The organism is Colwellia sp. E150_009, assembly GCF_053543955.1.
On record NZ_JBHFOM010000002.1, the window covers coordinates 157,330 to 176,367 of the forward strand.

The 19,038-nt window shown below is 36.9% G+C and carries 16 protein-coding genes; 4 read left to right on the forward strand and 12 right to left on the reverse strand.

Annotated features, from left to right (window positions below):
• Nucleotides 1-4: 4 nt before the first annotated feature.
• The 3 genes from sdhA to sdhC are packed head-to-tail and all read right to left on the reverse strand — an operon-like array spanning nucleotide 5 to nucleotide 2,487.
• Nucleotides 5-1,771 carry a succinate dehydrogenase flavoprotein subunit gene (gene sdhA / locus ACE1OF_RS01850; RefSeq protein WP_448892298.1) on the reverse strand — a complete coding sequence of 589 codons (1,767 nt, stop codon included), beginning with the start codon at nucleotides 1,769-1,771 and terminating at the stop codon, nucleotides 5-7.
• Entirely contained in the window at nucleotides 1,772-2,119 is a 348-nt protein-coding gene (sdhD, locus tag ACE1OF_RS01855; RefSeq protein WP_448892300.1) for a succinate dehydrogenase, hydrophobic membrane anchor protein, read from the reverse strand.
• Nucleotides 2,113-2,487, reverse strand: coding sequence for a succinate dehydrogenase, cytochrome b556 subunit (sdhC, locus tag ACE1OF_RS01860; protein ID WP_448892301.1), 375 nt, complete (start codon nucleotides 2,485-2,487; stop codon nucleotides 2,113-2,115). The genes sdhD and sdhC overlap by 7 nt, the downstream gene beginning before the upstream one ends.
• Nucleotides 2,488-3,170: 683 nt before the next feature.
• Here sdhC and ACE1OF_RS01865 point away from each other — a divergent pair.
• Nucleotides 3,171-4,457 carry a citrate synthase gene (locus ACE1OF_RS01865; protein ID WP_448892303.1) on the forward strand — a complete coding sequence of 429 codons (1,287 nt, stop codon included), beginning with the start codon at nucleotides 3,171-3,173 and terminating at the stop codon, nucleotides 4,455-4,457.
• A 290-nt stretch (nucleotides 4,458-4,747) separates the two neighbouring features.
• Here the strand turns inward: ACE1OF_RS01865 and ACE1OF_RS01870 are convergent, their stop codons facing one another.
• Entirely contained in the window at nucleotides 4,748-5,734 is a 987-nt protein-coding gene (locus ACE1OF_RS01870) for a GlxA family transcriptional regulator (protein ID WP_448892305.1), read from the reverse strand.
• Nucleotides 5,735-5,849: 115 nt separating this feature from the next.
• On the opposite strand from ACE1OF_RS01870, the gene ACE1OF_RS01875 reads away from it, so the two are divergent.
• Both ACE1OF_RS01875 and tcdA read left to right on the forward strand, forming a co-directional pair.
• Nucleotides 5,850-6,113, forward strand: coding sequence for a hypothetical protein (locus ACE1OF_RS01875; RefSeq protein WP_448892306.1), 264 nt, complete (start codon nucleotides 5,850-5,852; stop codon nucleotides 6,111-6,113).
• Nucleotides 6,114-6,207: 94 nt separating this feature from the next.
• Nucleotides 6,208-7,017, forward strand: coding sequence for a tRNA cyclic N6-threonylcarbamoyladenosine(37) synthase TcdA (gene tcdA, locus ACE1OF_RS01880; RefSeq protein WP_448892308.1), 810 nt, complete (start codon nucleotides 6,208-6,210; stop codon nucleotides 7,015-7,017).
• Between the two features lie 15 nt (nucleotides 7,018-7,032).
• On the opposite strand, the gene ACE1OF_RS01885 is transcribed toward tcdA, so the two are convergent.
• Nucleotides 7,033-8,769: a SufS family cysteine desulfurase gene (locus ACE1OF_RS01885; protein WP_448892310.1), complete on the reverse strand. Its 1,737-nt coding sequence runs from the start codon at nucleotides 8,767-8,769 to the stop codon at nucleotides 7,033-7,035.
• A gap of 152 nt (nucleotides 8,770-8,921) precedes the next feature.
• Between ACE1OF_RS01885 and ACE1OF_RS01890 the strand changes: the two genes are divergently transcribed.
• Nucleotides 8,922-9,146, forward strand: coding sequence for a hypothetical protein (locus ACE1OF_RS01890; RefSeq protein WP_448892312.1), 225 nt, complete (start codon nucleotides 8,922-8,924; stop codon nucleotides 9,144-9,146).
• Between the two features lie 119 nt (nucleotides 9,147-9,265).
• Here ACE1OF_RS01890 and ACE1OF_RS01895 read toward each other — a convergent pair whose 3' ends face one another.
• The 7 genes from ACE1OF_RS01895 to infB form a co-directional block, all read right to left on the reverse strand.
• The gene (locus ACE1OF_RS01895; protein ID WP_448892313.1) at nucleotides 9,266-10,873 is read right to left on the reverse strand and encodes a hypothetical protein; all 1,608 of its coding nucleotides are present in this window, start codon (nucleotides 10,871-10,873) and stop codon (nucleotides 9,266-9,268) included.
• A 62-nt stretch (nucleotides 10,874-10,935) separates the two neighbouring features.
• The gene (gene nlpI, locus ACE1OF_RS01900) at nucleotides 10,936-11,853 is read right to left on the reverse strand and encodes a lipoprotein NlpI (protein WP_448892315.1); all 918 of its coding nucleotides are present in this window, start codon (nucleotides 11,851-11,853) and stop codon (nucleotides 10,936-10,938) included.
• Nucleotides 11,854-11,989: 136 nt separating this feature from the next.
• A complete protein-coding gene (gene pnp, locus ACE1OF_RS01905) occupies nucleotides 11,990-14,104 on the reverse strand; it encodes a polyribonucleotide nucleotidyltransferase (protein WP_448892316.1) in 2,115 nt (704 codons plus the stop codon).
• A gap of 337 nt (nucleotides 14,105-14,441) precedes the next feature.
• A complete protein-coding gene (gene rpsO / locus ACE1OF_RS01910) occupies nucleotides 14,442-14,711 on the reverse strand; it encodes a 30S ribosomal protein S15 (RefSeq protein WP_448892317.1) in 270 nt (89 codons plus the stop codon).
• A 175-nt stretch (nucleotides 14,712-14,886) separates the two neighbouring features.
• Nucleotides 14,887-15,834 (reverse strand): tRNA pseudouridine(55) synthase TruB, encoded by a 948-nt coding sequence (gene truB, locus ACE1OF_RS01915; RefSeq protein ID WP_448892318.1) that lies wholly within the window; start codon nucleotides 15,832-15,834, stop codon nucleotides 14,887-14,889.
• Nucleotides 15,835-15,837: 3 nt separating this feature from the next.
• Nucleotides 15,838-16,272 carry a 30S ribosome-binding factor RbfA gene (gene rbfA / locus ACE1OF_RS01920; protein ID WP_448892320.1) on the reverse strand — a complete coding sequence of 145 codons (435 nt, stop codon included), beginning with the start codon at nucleotides 16,270-16,272 and terminating at the stop codon, nucleotides 15,838-15,840.
• A gap of 66 nt (nucleotides 16,273-16,338) precedes the next feature.
• On the reverse strand, nucleotides 16,339-19,017 hold the full coding sequence (infB, locus tag ACE1OF_RS01925) for a translation initiation factor IF-2 (protein WP_448892322.1): 2,679 nt from the start codon (nucleotides 19,015-19,017) through the stop codon (nucleotides 16,339-16,341).
• Between the last annotated feature and the right edge of the window lie 21 nt (nucleotides 19,018-19,038).

A 19,038-nucleotide genomic window follows, 5' to 3' on the forward strand; every position in this document is an offset into this window, starting at 1 on the left:
CTCCTTAGTAAACACGGGCTTTCGGTGGGAAAGCTTCGCGGTGAACAGGTTTCATGTTAACGCTACGTTTACTCATTTCTTCGCTTTGTGGCGTATAAATTGAGTGACATAACCAGTTTTCGTCATCACGTTCTGTGAAATCTTGTCGTGCATGCGCACCACGAGATTCTGTACGGAAGTTAGCTGCTTTAGCACTACAGAATGCAGTTTCCATTAAATTATCAAGCTCTAAACATTCAATACGTTGAGTGTTGAATTCAGATGACTTGTCATCTAACCTTGCAGTTTGAAGACGTTCACGAATTTCCGTCAACTCTTTCATACCTTGTGCCATTGCTTCGCCTTCACGGAAAACCGAGAAGTTCATTTGCATGCACTGTTGTAAGTCTTTACGAATTTGTACTGGATCTTCACCTTTCGTTGAAGACTCCCAACGATTAGTGCGTGCTAATGATGCTTCTAAATCAGATTCAGAAGCGTCTTTGCCATGTTGCCCTTCATTTAAGTAAGTTCCTAAGAAATTACCAGCAGAACGACCAAATACAACTAAATCAAGTAATGAATTACCACCTAAACGGTTAGCCCCATGTACAGATACACAAGCAATTTCACCTACAGCGAATAAACCGTCAACAATGGTTTCTTTGCCATCGGCTGCGACATTAATCGCTTGACCGTTAACGTTACAAGGTACACCACCCATTTGATAATGACAGGTAGGAATAACAGGAATTGGCTCTTCTGCAGGATCAACATGAGCAAAAGTTTTTGATAAATCACAAACACCTGGTAAACGTTTTTCAAGCGTTTCACGGCCTAAATGATCAAGCTTAAGCTTAATGTGTGGACCCCAAGGACCGTCACAACCACGACCTTCACGAATCTCTGTCATCATTGAACGTGCAACTACATCACGACCCGCTAAATCTTTAGCGTTTGGTGCGTAACGTTCCATAAAGCGTTCGCCGTCTTTATTTAGAAGATAACCGCCTTCACCACGACAACCTTCAGTAACAAGTACACCAGCACCAGCAATACCCGTTGGATGGAACTGCCACATTTCCATGTCTTGCATTTGAATGCCAGCACGAAGTGACATACCAACACCGTCACCAGTATTAATATGAGCATTAGTTGTTGATGCAAAGATACGCCCTGCACCACCAGTAGCTAATACTGTTGCACGGGCTTTAAAGTAAACGATTTCACCCGTTTCAATGCAAATTGCAGTAGCACCAACAACAGCACCATCGCTGTTTTTCACTAAATCTAGCGCATACCACTCTGAGTAAACATTAGTTTTGTTTTTTACATTTTGTTGGTACAAGCAATGTAATAATGCATGGCCAGTACGGTCAGCTGCTGCTGCTGTACGGGCTGCTTGTTCGCCACCAAAGTTTTTAGATTGACCACCGAAAGGACGTTGATAAATTTTACCTTGTTCGGTACGAGAAAAAGGTAATCCCATTCTCTCTAACTCTATCACTGATTCAGGGCCTGTTTTACACATGTATTCGATTGCGTCTTGGTCGCCGATATAATCGCTACCCTTAACCGTATCGTACATATGTTGTTCCCAGTGATCTTCATGGGCATTACCTAATGCTACGGTAATACCACCTTGAGCAGATACTGTATGAGAACGAGTTGGAAATACTTTAGAAATCAAGGCACATGACTTGCCTGACTCTGAAATTGCTAGTGCAGCGCGCATACCTGCACCGCCTGCGCCAATAACAATGGCGTCAAATTCACGAATTGGAACGCTCACTTACACACCCCACAAAATTGATAAGCCAAACGCAACGTAGGCTAATAACAAAACTGAAAAGAAAAACTGCAATGCACCACGTAAAAATGCTGGTTTGATATAATCTGACAATACTTGCCAGACACCAATTTTAGCATGCACAAGTACCGCAAGTAGCGATATCATTGTAGCAATTTTTACGCTTGTACAAGCAAAGAAACCTTGCCAAACATCAAAAGTAACACTAGGTGTTACCAAGAAGAAGCCAGCAAGAAGTAAGGTGTATAGCACAAGTATAATTGCACTAGCTCTTAGAAGAATAAAATCATGTACGCCATTACGGCCTACTGACGCGACGATACCTACCATAACCAAACTCCTATAACTGCAGATACAGCTAACCAAATCATCATAATGAATTTGGCACTCATATTACCAGAGACTAGCTCTTCAAAATGACCTAAATCCATAAACAAGTGACGAACACCCGCTAAAATATGAAAAGTCAGCGCAGAAAGACAGCCGAAAATAATAAATTTAAAGAAAAAGCCATCAAGACAATCTTGAACAAGGGCAAATCCTTCAGCAGAAGAAAGAGAGGTTGAAAGGGTCAGCAATAAGATACCAATAGCAAATACCATTATGACACCTGAAACACGGTGAAGAATAGAGGCATTAGCTGCCAGATGCATCTTAATTGTAGTTAGATCTAGGTTTACAGGACGTTGTTTTTTCACAATTGTTGCCTAAAGAGCTCGAAAGCCTTCAACTTTTATTATTGTTACTCATGAACTACCTTTTTAGAATTTAATATTCTATTTCAATCTTGAACTAGATAAATAAAGAATACTAAAGAGATTACTAAATAAGTAATTCCCGAAATGAACGGTAACTGCCTTTATTAAGAAAATAACTTAAGTTACTTCTCAGTTAACCGAGTCGCATAATGATAACGAACTTAGTCTAATTTGGCTAAATAATTCAATTAATACTTTCGTATAACAGTGAATTAATTCACCTTGGATATAACATCTCTTCCAATAAGTTTTATCTAATAATTTTCTTATTTAAACCGTGATGTCAAAAAAGCAATTACAGAACGGATTGATTATATAGATGATGACAGATAAATTCAATTTACCTTTGAAGATAATAATTTGAATAATGGTTAATTATTAACCATTGCTTTGACTGTCATCAAACTTTAGTCGAAAGGCTATTACATTTTAATTTAAAAGTAATGTAGAATGTCGGCAGTTCGATTTACCCAAATTAACCGAGAACAACCTAAACAGGTTAATTTATTAGAAAACTGATTATTTTTCTCTTCTTTTAAATAAGGTCTATTCTTATCTACAAGCATTAACCAAATAATCAGAACTCAAATTGTACATTTAAAAAATAATAGGGGATAAAACATATGGCTGAATCTAAAGCCTCACTAAGTATTGACGGTAAAGAAATTGCCGAACTGCCTATTCTAAAAGGAACAGCAGGTACCGATGTAATTGATATTAGAACCCTTGGTAGTCACGGTTATTTCACCTATGACCCTGGTTTTTTAGCTACTGCATCTTGTGAGTCATCAATCACTTTTATTGACGGTGATAAAGGTATTTTGCAACATCGCGGTTATCCCATTGATAGCTTAGCTAAAGAAGCTGATTATTTGGAAGTTTGTTATATTTTACTTAACGGTGAAGCACCGACTAAAGATGAATATGACGAGTTTAGAAAAATCATTACTAACCATACTATGGTTCATGAAAAACTAGCTCATTTCTTCCATGGTTTTTTACCTGACGCACATCCTATGGCTATGCTTTGCGGTATTGTTGGTGCTTTATCTTCTTTCTATCATAGTGATTTAGACATTAACGACCCTGAGCAACGTAAACGCAGTGCTCACCGTTTAATTGCTAAAATGCCAACTATCGCAGCAATGGCTTATAAATACAGTGTAGGGCAACCATTTGTTTACCCACGCAATGATTTATCTTACGCTGAAAACTTCTTACACATGATGTTTTCTGTGCCTGCTGAAGAATATAAAGTAAGCCCTGTTATTGCTAATGCTATGGATAGAATCTTTACTTTACACGCAGATCATGAGCAAAACGCCTCAACTTCAACCGTGCGTTTAGCTGGTTCGTCTGGTGCTAATCCATATGCTTGTATTGCTGCTGGTGTAGCTTCTTTATGGGGTCCTGCTCATGGCGGTGCTAACGAAGCATGCTTAACTATGCTTGAAAAAATTGGCAGTTTAGACCGTGTTGATGAGTTTGTTGCTAAAGCTAAAGATAAGAATGATCCATTCCGTTTAATGGGCTTTGGTCACCGTGTTTATAAAAACTTCGACCCTCGCGCTACTGTAATGCGTGAAACATGTCATGAAGTATTACAAGAGCTTGGTATCAATGATCCATTACTTGATGTTGCAATGGCATTAGAAAAAGTAGCATTAGAAGACCCATACTTTATTGAGAAAAAATTATATCCGAATGTAGATTTCTATTCAGGTATTATCTTAAAAGCAATTGGTATTCCTACAAGCATGTTCACTGTAATTTTTGCTATGTCTAGAACTGTTGGTTGGATAGCTCATTGGGACGAGATGTTATCTCAACCAGGACAAAAAATTGGTCGTCCTCGTCAAAAGTATACTGGCGAAATTAACCGAGAGTTTGTTTCTTTATCTAAAAGATAGCTGCATTACAAGTTGAACGTTTTGCGTTATAGATAATATTTATAGATAAGCATAGCGTTTAACCAGTATTTACTCCCTAAAAAAGGTAGCATTTGCTACCTTTTTTATAACAAATCGCTACCTATTTTACCCAAACACCTTACCAAAAATTACTAAAGACATTGTTAATTTGAAAAAAATAGCTGTAAATCGCTTTAAAAAGGCACCAAAATTATTTTTTGTAATGATAATAATTATTCACAAATAAAATAGAAAAAGCCTGTTATAACAGGCATATTATAGCTATCAATCTAAGAAAACTTTGCACGATAATCTTTAGGCGTCAAACCTGTGAAGCGTTTGAAAAGTTGTCGAAAACTACTGATATCTTCATAGCCCACAGACCAAATAATGTGATTAATTGCATCTGTCGTTTTTTCTAATTTAGCTTTTACTTGCTCGACACGAATTCGTTGTAAATAGTTTATTGGATTTTCATTAGTCGCTAGTTTAAATCTACGTTTAAAGGTTCTTGTACCTAGTCCTACTTTTTCAGCCAATGCATCCATTGAGATATCACTTTTATAGTGTTGTTCGAGCCAGTCTTGCGCAGCTAAAATAGGCTTATCTTCGTGTTTTTTTTGCGCTTTAAAAGAAACATACGGAGATTGTTTTTGCCGTACGGGATCAAATACAAGTAATTTAGCGCAATCAGAAACAATATCCTTGCCAATTAAACGGTCAATAATATGTAAAGAAAGGTCAATATACGACATTGAACCACCCGAACAAATAATATTACCGTTATCAATAATTAATTGATCACAATCAAGACGAATATGGGGGAAAATCCGTCGAAACAAATCTGCACTGCGCCAATGTGTTGTTGCCAGTTTGCCTGCAAGTAAACCAGAAGAGGCTAATAAAAATGCACCAGTACAAAAACTTGTAATAAGAGTACCTTGTTCGTTGCATTTTACTAGCCACTGCTTAATATTTTCTCTGTTTGCAATGGTAATATCTTCACCGCAGCAATCAATTATCACTTCAACAGAAGAAGAAAGTACAATCACATCAGGAATTTGAGTAGAATCGAGCAATTCCGTAGGTTTTATTTCAATGCCGTTGTAAGCTTTTACATTTTTATTGTCTATAGTAACTATTTGACAATCAAACCTTGCCAAGACGTCTTCACCATAACGCCTAGTGATACAAAAATTAGCGGTAGAAAATACATCTAAAACACCATAAATAGCAGAAGCCATACAATGGTCTGTCGCTAGCACTAAAACTTTCATATTAGCCCTTATTTACAATGACACTTTTAACATTAATTATGGCAAATATGCCACCATAATTTTTTTAAAGCAAGCGTTATGATCATCAAATATTTATTCAGATAGAGGTATTCTCATGAAAAAAGCAACAAATTTGTTAAGAATTATTCACAGAGTAACGTTAAGCACTTTATTAATATTAATAGCTATCATACCAATATTAATCGATATTAACATTGTTGCAACTTTAGTCATTTTACCCACTTTTTTAATTATTATATTTGGACTAAGTATTGTCATTGAGCAAAAGTTAAATGTGTTAGCTCTAAGTAAAGCTGTTTATAAGAAAAAGAGGCGTTGCTTGATTATTAATTGCTTGCATAAAAAGTGTTTGAGCTAATTCTTATTGGGTAAAAAACAAATTTACTTTTTACGCGTCAAATTAAAACGTTATAATGACGCCAATTTAGTATTAACCTTGTGTTATCAGTAAAATGTCAGATTATTCATTAAGATTCGGCGGAATAGCTCGCCTATATGGTCAACACGGCGCTCATATTTTAAAAAATTCACACTTTTGTATTATAGGTATTGGTGGTGTTGGCTCTTGGGTTGCTGAGGCACTCGCTAGAAATGGCGTAGGCAATATAACTCTAATTGATCTTGATGACATTTGTATGACTAATATTAACCGTCAAATTCACGCATTGACTGAAACCATTGGCGAAAGTAAGGTGAATGTGATGTGTACTCGCATCAAGCAAATTAACCCTGAATGTCAGGTTGATGCCATTGAAGATTTTATTACAGTAGAAAATTTACCCAACTTACTGAGTAAAAAGTTTGATTATGTTATTGATGCCATTGATTCTGTTGATATAAAAACACGATTAATTGCCTACTGCAAACGTAATAAATTGCCTATAATCACTATCGGTGGTGCAGGAGGCCAAGTAGACCCCAGTAAAATAGCTACTGCGGATCTAAGTAAAACCTACCAAGATCCCTTACTAGCAAAGGTTAAAAATCAACTACGCCGCGAATTTAACTTTCCACGAGCTGATTTACCCAAAAAAAGTAAAAGAAAATTTGCAATTGATGCGGTTTTTTCTACCGAGCAATTACGTTACCCCACTGAGCTGGGAGGCGTCTGCTTAGCAAAACCAGAGGTTACGGATAACAGTAATACGGCTATGCGTTTAGATTGCAGTGCTGGTTTTGGTGCAACAACCCATGTTACAGCAACTTTTGCTTTTTTTGCTGTTGGTAGAGCAATAGACAAGTTATTAAAAAAGCATCAGTAATTTTCAACTTACACTTTAGCGCGCTAACAATTTAATTTTATCTACAATTGCTAATACACCATTACCTCGTGAGGGGCTTAGGTGCTGTATCAAACCTAAATGTTCAAAATACGCCTGAATATCAAATGATTCTATTTGCGCTAACGTTTTATTATTAAATGCGGCTAGTACTATGACTAACAAGCCACGAATAATTTTTGCATCACTATCCGCTTGAAAGCTTAAAATTCCTTGCGTATTTTTTGTTGCAACTAACCATGCTAAACTTTCACAACCGCTAATTAAACTACTATCATTTCTCAAACTCTTATCTAAACGCGTTAATTGTTTACCTAATAACATAATCTCACGGTGACGAGAATCCCACCCTTTAATTGATAAAAACTTTTGAATAATCGCTTCACTTGTAACGCCAGTATCAGTGACCTTTAAAGTATCACTAACATGTGTATTATTTTTTTTAGAAATAACACTCATTGTAGAAGTACCTAAACTGTTAACTGCATTATGATCTGATTGCATAAGATACTTAAGTGTTTTAATAAAATAATCGATTTCAGCAAAGGTGTTATATGCCGCTAATGTGACACGTAAACAACCTGAAATAGATAAATACTCCATTAAGGGCATAGCACAATGATGCCCGCTACGTACTGCAATGCCATAACTGTCCAGACTAGTGGCAAGGTCATGGTTATGATGCCCTGTAGCAAAAAATGAAATAACTGGAATATCAGGTATTTGTTCAACAATAAAGTTGATTTGAGGGATTTGACTTAACGCATGGTAGCAATATTGTGTTAATTTTTGCTCATAATGTGCCAATTCTCCCTGATTAAACTGATTAGTAAAATTGATTGCTTCAGCAAAAGCTACAGCACCAACAATATTAGGTGTGCCTGCTTCAAATTTGAATGGTAAAACGTTAAAGGTAGTTTTAGTTTTAAAACTTACTGTTTTGATCATTTCACCACCAGTTTGATAAGGTGGCATCAATTCAAGTAGAGGTTGCTTACCATACAATACCCCTACCCCTGTTGGTCCGTACATTTTATGAGCAGAGAATAGATAAAAATCACAATCAAGCGCCTGAACGTCAACAGGGAAGTGTGCGACAGCCTGCGCGCCATCAATCACTGTAATAGCATTTACTTTTTTTGCTTTAACAATCATTTCATCGATAGGATTTAATTTACCCAAAACGTTTGAAACATGAGCACAACACACTATTTTTGTTCGACTCGTTAAAAGCTCATCAAAATGATTAAGATCTACTCTTCCTGATTTATCAAGCAATAATATTTTGACTAACGCCCCAGTTTGCTCAGCAATTAACTGCCAAGGAACAATATTTGCGTGGTGCTCACTCACGGCTAAAATAATTTCATCTGATTTATTTAAGATTGTTTTTCCTAAACTCGATGCAATCAAATTAATACTGTCTGTTGTTCCCTTTGTCCAAATAATTTCTTTAATTGATTTAGCATTAATAAAGTTTTTTACTGTTTCCCTAGCCTGCTCAAAAACTAGCGTTGCTTTACTGCTCAACTGGTGTGATGCACGGTGAACGTTTGCATTCGTGGCTTCATAAAAAGACACATGAGTTTGAATAACACAGTCAGGTTTTTGTGTAGTAGCACCATTATCAAAATATATGATAGGCGATTGTCTTTCTCGCGATAATTCAACTAAACTATTTTCGCGAATAAGAGGAAAGTGTTGACGAAACTGTTCTGGATTAAAAGGCTTCATTTATAAATATCTACTTAAAAACAATGAGATAATAATTTCGTCATAATTATACCTTATCTTATCTCTGACAAAAATCGATTATGTATAGGTGATTTAGTCGCTTATGATATATAATAGTTTTAAGAGTACGAAGGATTATACGAGGAAATATGATGACGTTATATTCGTGGTTTTCAAGAATTAAAAAAGGATCAAATAAAAAAAACATTCGCAGTGAGCAGTCAAAAGCTAACCAATCTGTTCAATACATTGAAAATTATACAATGTGGCCAACAGCAACAATCAAATCTGATGCTAAAGTAATACCGCAAAGTTACACTAATACCGATGAAGGCCCTCTTCAACCGCAACAACCTATTATCAATATTGTTCGCTGATAAAATTACGCTAACTATTTACTTTTATAATATAAATTAATTAGTCATTTAGTTAGCGATTATTTCCCCACTAAGAACACTACAAATTTATACCAAATAATATTAATTCATGCCAAATATTAAAAACCTCCCTGACGTACTTTATTGTATCGGTCACGTTCACTTTCCCACCTAGCTGATTGTTCAAGCCAATAATTTGCAAGCTTAATATTTTTTTTATGTCGCGCTATTCGTTGTAAAGCAACATCTTCTGAAACATTCTTTCCAATGGCCGATTGTTGAAAGTAAGCTAAAGCAATATTGTAGTGAAAACTAGGCATTCTATAATGTGTTGTATTCTCTTTCAGCAGTAAACTATACAGTGGTGGAAAGCTGAGCGAAAAATATTGTAACTGAGTACGTTGTGCTAGCCCTTTATAAGCACTAAAATCCTCCCTCATTTTCGCGTTTGTTTTTTTACACGTTTGTGCGTTAAATACCCCAACCTCATTATTAAATTCTTCAGGGGTTCCTAGCTGCCAATTTCGTTTACCGTTCGACGCTGTCACTGACTGTAAAATGGGTGTATTGTCTTTAATATATTTCCCCCATGCTAATTGCTTCAATATTTTAGATCGAATCGTTCTTCTGTCACCATAATAAGTGTTTTCAAGTACGGCTATGTTTTGTGAAAAAGATTTAGTTTGCGTTACCTGGCAAGTATTATGTTCCGCTTGCAGAGGATATTCATCGACAAATCCCAATAAATGACTAATTTCATGAGCGACAACGTCTACCGTATCTTGTGAATCAAAATATAACATACCAAAATGAACATTAGCGCCACCTTGAGGCAACATAACACCTACATAACGTGTTTGAATTGAATTAGCATAAGGTGCCCACAGTGATTCATCACAACGAATTGCCGCTTGTTGGCGCTTAGTACAGTCAAGGGCATGCACTGGCATATAACGTACAGAAGCAAAACAAACTGCTCGACTTAGTGGCTGAGTATTAAAATCAGCAATGATACCTTCTAATTTTTTTAAGTGACTGAGACTTGTTGCAAAAAGCTGAATACTATTTTCACATTGCTGAATCATTTTACTAGTATCTAATGCTTTATTTGTCAGTTTGCCTATTTGATATTTTTCAATATCATTTAGTAATACCCGCCCTTCTACCGTTTCTTTTAATAATTGAGTATCATGGAGAAGACTGTTCTCTATGTAGCCAACTTGACCTTGGCTGATGGCTAGATTCAATTTCAATATCAATAATTTGGTTTGTAACCTAGTATGTAGTTTAGTGTTAATACTTAGGTTATTAGCAGAAAATGATAGTAATGTTTTTTCCGCGCTTGCAAAATCATTTTGATCAAAAAAGTGTTGCGCTAATGCCAAAGTTGCCTGATGAAATCCAAGTCGGCTAGCACTTTTAAACCAAAAGATCATTTTTTGGGGCGATGCTTTATAATAAAGCGCTAATTGATATGCAGCCTCTCCTTGTGTTTTTGCTAAAACTTTTGCCAAAGAGAGCCATTGTTCACTATGAAATTCTGAGCTATTCAAAGCATGGTTAAGTGCCATTAAATTTTCATGCTCAATAGCAAAGCTTAATTGTGCTTGGCTATGTTTATTTTTAGCAATTAAATTCGTTAAGTAATCGTCTAAAAAAAATGAGCTTGCTGATAATCCCGATAACAGGAAAATAAACAAACTCATGATGAGCAGCATTTTTTTCATTTATTTATTCTACTAATTCAATAAAACACGTAAATATATTAAGTGGTGTTACATGAGATAAACTATAATGCTTTTATTGTGCGCATTAAATCTAACTCAAGTCGTGCGTATCTATGTTCAACAAATTCGTAAACGTTAGTGCTTAGTGATAATTTAAAGAAATTAACTGCTGCACCATGATCGCCTTTAATTTGGTTGTATTTACCTAAATAAAAGTAAGCTTCACACAGTCGGTCCGTCAGCGCTTTATTTGACTGCACATTATTTGTTAACTCATTGATAAAGGTTTCTTGGCTTATTTCTCCCAAATAAAGGTAAATAATTTGTTTTGCCCACATACGTTCATCAACTTGGTTTGCTCTTTCTTTTAATTTTGTTTTAGCTAATACTGCATCAACTTCATGCTCTGCTAAATATAACCATAACAAACGATATGGATCATCATTTTTTTCATGATGAAAATCATTAAAATCTTGTGCTGCTAATATGGGTCTATCACCATAATAAAGCGCTATACCGCGATTTAAGTGCGCATACTCATGCTCTGGTTCAAGTTCTAAAACAGCATCAAAGCTATCATAAGCTTGAGAAAATTCAGTTAATTGTGTGAAATGTATACCTAAAAAGTTATAAGCATCTGTTAAATTTGCATTAAATTTTAGAGCTTGCGTGAAATCTATACGCGCTAACGCACGTAAACCAACACTGTCATATAAAACGCCTCTATCATAATGAAGCTGTGCTTTTTGTTCATCAGTAATTTTAACGTGGCTTATAACTTCAGACAAACGCGCAATAGCAATTTCACTTTTAAAGTTAACAGGTGAAGGTTCAGCAATCACTAATTGGCTCATTATAGATGTATTGTTAGTACTATCATTCGCATCCAGTGACACACAACCTTGTATAAGCAAGAAGAACGAAAAATAAAAAGTCACCCTTAACGGTGTAAATTTGCATAGAGAAAAGAATAAATTCACTCAGTTGCCTTAAAATTAATAAAATAAAATGTCTAGTGTCAACGATTGTACTTGATCTACCAACAAAAAAGGAGCCAAAAGGCTCCTTTTTAATAGACTAAATTGTAAATGACTGAGTCATTTACAATCGCTAAAGTTACTCTGCTGCAGGTGTTTCTTCTGCTGGTTTTTCCATAGCTTCTTTAATACTTAAACGTACGCGGCCTTGGCGATCTACTTCTAATACTTTAACTTTCACTTCTTGACCTTCAGATAACACGTCACTTACGTTATTAACACGCTCGTCTGAAATTTGTGAAATATGAACTAAACCATCTTTACCTGGTAATACATTAACGAAAGCACCGAAATCTACAATACGCACAACCTTACCTGTGTAAAGCGTACCAACTTCAATTTCAGCAGTTAAAGCTTTAATGCGATTAATCGCATCTTCTGCTTGTTCGCCAGAAGTCGCAGCAATTTTTACTGTACCATCATCATCAATCTCAATAGTTGTACCCGTTTCTTCAGTAAGTTGACGAATAGTTGCGCCACCTTTACCAATAATATCACGAATTTTATCTTGATTAACTTTCATGGTATGAATACGTGGAGCAAATTCAGAAATATCATCTCTGTGCCCTTTAATTGCTTCATCCATAACTGACAATATATGAGTACGTGCTGCTTTTGCTTGGTTTAACGCAATTTGCATAATTTCTTGCGTAATACCTTCAATTTTAATATCCATTTGCAGTGCAGTGATACCACCTGTTGTTCCTGCTACTTTAAAGTCCATGTCACCTAAGTGATCTTCATCACCTAAAATATCAGAAAGCACAACGAAGTTTTCGCCTTCTTTTACTAGACCCATTGCAATACCCGCAACAGAAGCTTTAATTGGTACACCAGCATCCATTAGCGCTAATGAAGTGCCACATACAGACGCCATTGAAGATGAACCATTCGATTCAGTGATTTCAGAAACAACACGCACAGCATACGGAAATTCTTCAATGGTTGGCATAACCGCTAACATACCACGTTTTGCTAAACGGCCATGACCAATTTCACGACGCTTAGGAGAACCAACAAAACCCGTTTCACCTACACAGTATGGAGGGAAGTTGTAATGCAACATAAATGCATCAGTTTTTTCACCCATAATAGTATCTAAACGTTGTGCATCACGTTGTGTACCTAATGTCGCTGTAACTAACGCTTGTGTTTCACCACGAGTAAAAACAGCAGAACCATGAGTACGTGGTAGTACACCTGTCATCACGTCTAATGCACGAATCGACTCAGGATCACGACCATCAATACGTGGGCTACCTTGTGTAATTCGACCGCGCACAACGGTTTTTTCTAAATCATGGAATAAATCTTTTGCTTCTTGAACATTAAGTTCGGCATTTTCAGCTAATAACGCTTCAACAACTGAGTTACGAATTTCAGCTATTTTTTCATAACGAACAGCTTTTTCAGTGATTTGATACGCTTCATTTACTTGTGCTTCACTTAACTCAGCAATTTTTGCAACAAGCTCTGCATTTTTAACAGGTGCGGTCCACTCCCATACAGGCGTATTTACTTCAGCTTTAAATTCTTTAATCGCGTCTATTGCTACTTGCATTTGATCATGACCAAAAACAACAGCACCTAGCATCACTTCTTCAGATAATACGTCAGCTTCAGATTCAACCATTAAAACAGCCGAATCAGTACCTGAAACCACTAAATCTAACTGACTTGTTGGTAATTCAGATTGTAATGGATTAAGAATATATTGACCTTCAGTATAACCAACGCGTGCTGCGCCAACAGGACCGCTAAATGGAACACCCGCAATAGCTAAAGCTGCAGAAGTACCAATGAGTGAAATAATATCAGGAGCAATTTCAGGATTAACCGAAACAACCGTAATAATTACTTGTACTTCGTTAGTGAAACCTTCAGGGAATAATGGACGAATTGGACGGTCAATTAAACGAGCAATTAAGGTTTCTTCTTCAGAAGGACGGCCTTCACGTTTAAAAAAGCTACCTGGAATCTTACCTGCAGCGTAAGTACGCTCTTGATAATTAACGGTTAATGGAAAAAAGTCTTGGCCTTCTTTCGCTTCTTTTTTAGCAACTACTGAGACTAATACAGAAGTATCGTCCATACTTGCCATTACTGCTGCTGATGCTTGACGAGCAATAGTGCCCGTTTCAAGTGTTACTGTATGTTTACCAAATTGAAATTTTTTAGTTACTGGATTAAACATTTACTATGTTTCCTTTATTTTTCACGTTCTGCTTTCCCTTTAAAAGACTTAAACAGTAACGTATTGATTATTTTAATCAATCTGTACAATTATTTATTCACTTAAACCTTCTTAATATACGGCTAAGTAGAACAAAAAATTATACAGTTTGATTGATTATTTTATTAAAATTTGTGTTTACATTTATCACTGATTAAAACAGCTAAAAACAAACACGCATATTATACTGACCTGAGCATTTTTTGCTAGCAAGAATCGCGAGTTAAGGTTTTTATGTTCATTTAAAAAACAAAAAAGGAGCCAAAGGCTCCTTTTTTTAAAATAGATAAATCAACAATTAACGACGTAGACCTAATTTACCAATTAAAGCAGTATAACGTTCAACGTTTTTGCCTTTTAAGTAATCAAGTAATTTACGACGTTGTGCAACCATGCGTAATAAACCACGACGTGAATGGTGATCATGGATGTGCTCTTTAAAGTGACCTTGTAAATGGTTAATTTGTGTTGATAACAAAGCAACTTGTACTTCTGGTGAACCTGTATCACCTTCTTTTTGAGCATATTCTGCAACGATAGCTGCTTTTTGTGTAGCATTTAAAGACATTATAAATCCTTAGTGTAAAACTTATTTCTATTGATGAAACAAGTTAAAATAACAACCTAAGCCAAACACTAATTCAGCCGAGGTAACGAAAGAGCGCGTATTCTAGCAGCCAATTAGTAAATTGCAAGAATTAAAGTGCTGTAAAACAATATTAGCCAAAACAGAGCTGACTCAGCTAAATTACTACAATACGTTTTGGTGCAACTTGTCCGTCATCATTTATAACGCCCACACCAATAAACTCAGCATTTTTATCGTTTTCGTCTTCACCTATATACACTTGAACATTGCCATCCATCGGTGCTTTATAAGCTTGAACAGGATTACCGTGACGTAAAAAGTTAGCTGACATGTCATCAACATAAACAGCAGGCATACCATCAACAGCACTTTGCATAGGTAACAACAAAGGATCAAGTAGTACTGACGGTGATACTTCGTCTGAATTTGCTTGTGCAAGTAACGCTTCAAGTTGCGGCAATGTCACCATTTTATCAACGGGATAACTACCTACAGCTAAGCGACGTAATTCTGCAACGTGAGCACCACACCCTAATAACTCACCTAAGTCATCAATAATGGTACGGATATAAGTGCCTTTTGACACATGAATTTTGAGTTCAACTTCATCAAGTTCAAAACGTAATAGTTCTAACGAAAATACAGTAATATCACGTGATTCCCGAGGTACTTCAATTCCTTCACGCGCATATTTATATAAAGGCTTACCTTGGTATTTTAATGCTGAATACATAGACGGAACTTGTTTGGTAGTACCACGGAAATGGTTCAACGCTTTATTTAACTGTTCAGGTGAAATATCGACAGGTTTTTCACTAACTATGTCGCCATCTGCATCACTTGTGGTTGTACGAATACCAAGTTTAGCAGTCACTTGATAGGTTTTATCTGTGTCTAATAAAAATTGCGAAAACTTTGTGCCTTCACCTAAACATATTGGCAACATTCCCGTAGCCAAAGGATCTAAGGCTCCTGTGTGACCCGCTTTTTGTGCAAAGTAAACACGCTTAACAGCTTGTAATGCATGGTTTGATGACATTTCATAAGGCTTATCTAATAATAGAACACCATTTACAGGACGACCTTTTCTACGTTTTGCCATAACTTATTCGCTCTTTTCACTATCTTCTATACTATTGTCTGTGCTGTTATTTGCGCTTTCGTTTGTTATGTCGTTTTTATGGCTGTCACTCGCAACGGCTTGATCCACCAAAGCACTCATACGGACCCCTTCAGCCATTGATTTGTCATAAACAAAACGTAAATGCGGCATGATTCGCGCACGTAAACGCTTTCCTAATAATGAACGGATATAGCCTTCTGCTTCGGCCAACACTTCAAGCGAAGTTTTAATATCTTCTTCGCTATCATTAAAAAAAGTAACAAACACTTTTGCGTACGCTAAATCGCGTGTTACTTCAACTGCTGAAACTGTCGTCATACTTAAACGTGGATCTTTAATTTCACGCATTAAAATAACAGCAATTTCTTTTTGAATTTGCTGACCAACACGGTCTGTACGGGCATATTCTCTAGCCATGAATTTCTCCTAACAAAAACGGAGGCTTAGCCTCCGTTCTAATTTCTATATTCGAAGGTCAGTCAATTAAAGACTTCTCTGAACCTCTACCGTTTCAAAAACTTCAATTTGATCGCCAACGCGAACGTCATTATAGTTTTTCACGCCGATACCACATTCAGTACCATTACGAACTTCCTGTACGTCATCTTTAAAGCGACGTAATGATTCAAGTTCACCTTCGTAAATAACAACATTATCACGTAAAACACGAATTGGAGCGCTACGTTTGATAAGACCTTCAGTAACCATACAACCAGCAATAGCACCAATTTTAGGTGATTTGAATACATCACGTACTTGAGCCAAACCAATAATTTCTTGTTTGAATTCAGGCGCAAGCATACCACTCATTGCTTGTTTAACTTCCTCAATTAATGAGTAAATAACACTGTAATAGCGTAAATCAATATTTTCAGACTCGATCACTTTACGAGCAGACGCATCAGCACGTACATTAAAACCAACAACAATCGCATTTGAAGCTGCCGCTAACGTTGCATCCGTTTCAGTAATAGCACCAACACCTGAGCCAATAATTTTAACTTTTACTTCATCAGTAGAAAGTTTAAGTAATGAATCAGTGATTGCTTCTAGTGACCCTTGAACATCAGACTTAATTACGACGTTTACTTCAGATATATCACCTTCGGCCATGCTAGCAAACATGTTCTCAAGCTTCGCTTTTTGTTGACGTGCTAATTTAACATCACGGAATTTACCTTGACGATATAAAGCAACTTCACGCGCTTTTTTCTCATCTTTAACAACAGTAGCTTCATCACCTGATTGCGGCACACCACTTAAGCCCAGTATTTCTACCGGAATTGATGGACCAGCTGACTGAATTGCTTTACCGTTTTCGTCTCGCATCGCACGCACGCGGCCATACTCTAAGCCACAAAGTACGATATCACCTTGTCTCAACGTACCTTCTTGCACAAGAACCGTTGCAACAGGGCCACGTCCTTTATCTAGTTTTGACTCAACAACAACACCGTTAGCCATTTTATCAATAACAGCTGTTAACTCTAGCACTTCAGATTGCAGTAATACCGCGTCTAATAATTCATCAATGCCTAAACCTGTTTTTGCTGAAACATGACAAAATTGTACATCACCGCCCCACTCTTCAGATAATACATCGTGTTGTGATAATTCACTCTTCACTCTGTCTGGATCGGCGCCTTCTTTATCCATTTTGTTTACAGCAATAATAATAGGTGCTTCAGATGCTTTCGCATGTTGAATTGCTTCTATTGTTTGAGGCATAACACCATCATCAGCGGCAACCACAATAATAACAATATCTGTTGCTTTTGCACCTCGTGAACGCATGGCAGTAAATGCAGCATGGCCTGGAGTATCTAAGAATGTGATCATGCCATGACCCGTTTCTACGTGATAAGCACCAATATGTTGAGTAATGCCTCCCGCTTCACCATCAGCAACTTTTGCTTCTCGAATGTGATCAAGTAGTGATGTTTTACCATGATCAACATGACCCATAATAGTCACTACTGGTGCACGAGTAATTGCTTCACCTGCTGCACCGCGATCTGCTAATACGGCTTCTTCTAGTGCATTTTCTTTAACAAGAACAACATCAAAGCCCATTTCTTCAGCAACCAATGCGGCTGTTTCTTGGTCTATTACTTGGTTAATGGTTGCCATAGCACCCATTTTGAACATAGCTTTAACAACTTCAGCACCTTTTTTAGCCATTTTGTTGGCAAGTTCAGCAACAGAAATTGTTTCACCAATGCGTATATCTTGTACTTTAGTTTCAACAGGTTTAGTAAAACCATGCTTCAAACTTTGTGGTGCTGATAAAGTAGCTTTACGCCCTTTACCAGAACGGCCAGCATTAGCATTTTTGTCTTGTGCCGCTTTTTTCTTCTTACGACGTCGACCTGCACCTTCATCTGCAGCATCAATTTTATCTTCTGCTTCTTGCGCATATTTAGACGAAGTAACATGAACGACTTCTTTTTCTTTCGCTTTACGTTCTTCTTCTTGAGCTTTCCAACGCGCTTCATTTTCTTCTGCTAATTTTCTTGCAGCTTCAGCAGCTTCTTTCGCTTCTGCTTCAATTTTTGCTGCGGCCTCTCTTTCCTGAATCAAACGAAGTTTTTTAGCTTCTTCGGTTTCTTCAACTTTTGCCACAGGTGCTTGTTCTGGATTTTTGGCTTTTTCAGCAGCCATTTGTTTCGCCTTTTCTGCCGCTTCAAGCTTGGCTGATGCTTTACGCTCAGCTTCTGCTTCTGCTTTTGCTAGGGCAACAGCACGTGCATTTTCTGCTTCTTTCGCTGCTAATTCAGCTTTCGCTTTCGCTTCTGCTTCAGCTTTTTCTGCCGCTTCTGCTTCAGCTTTCGCTGCTGCTTCGGCTATTTGCTGCTCTTCTATCTCACTTCGTTTAACATAAGTACGTTTTTTACGTACTTCAACATTAACCGATTTCGCTTTACTACCATGACCCATTGTCAAGGTAGATTTAGTTTTACGATTTAATGTTAGCTTGTTCGGCTTAGCTTCTGAGTTATCACCATGTTGTTTTTTTAAATACCCCAACAAGGATTCTTTTTCGTCTTGCGAAATCACATCAGTTGCCGATTTCATCACGCCTGAATCAGCCAACTGGCTCACTAAACGCTCCACCGGTGTGCCAATTTCTTTGGCAAGTTCTGCTACAGTTATATCTGCCATCTACGCTATTCTCCCGGTGTT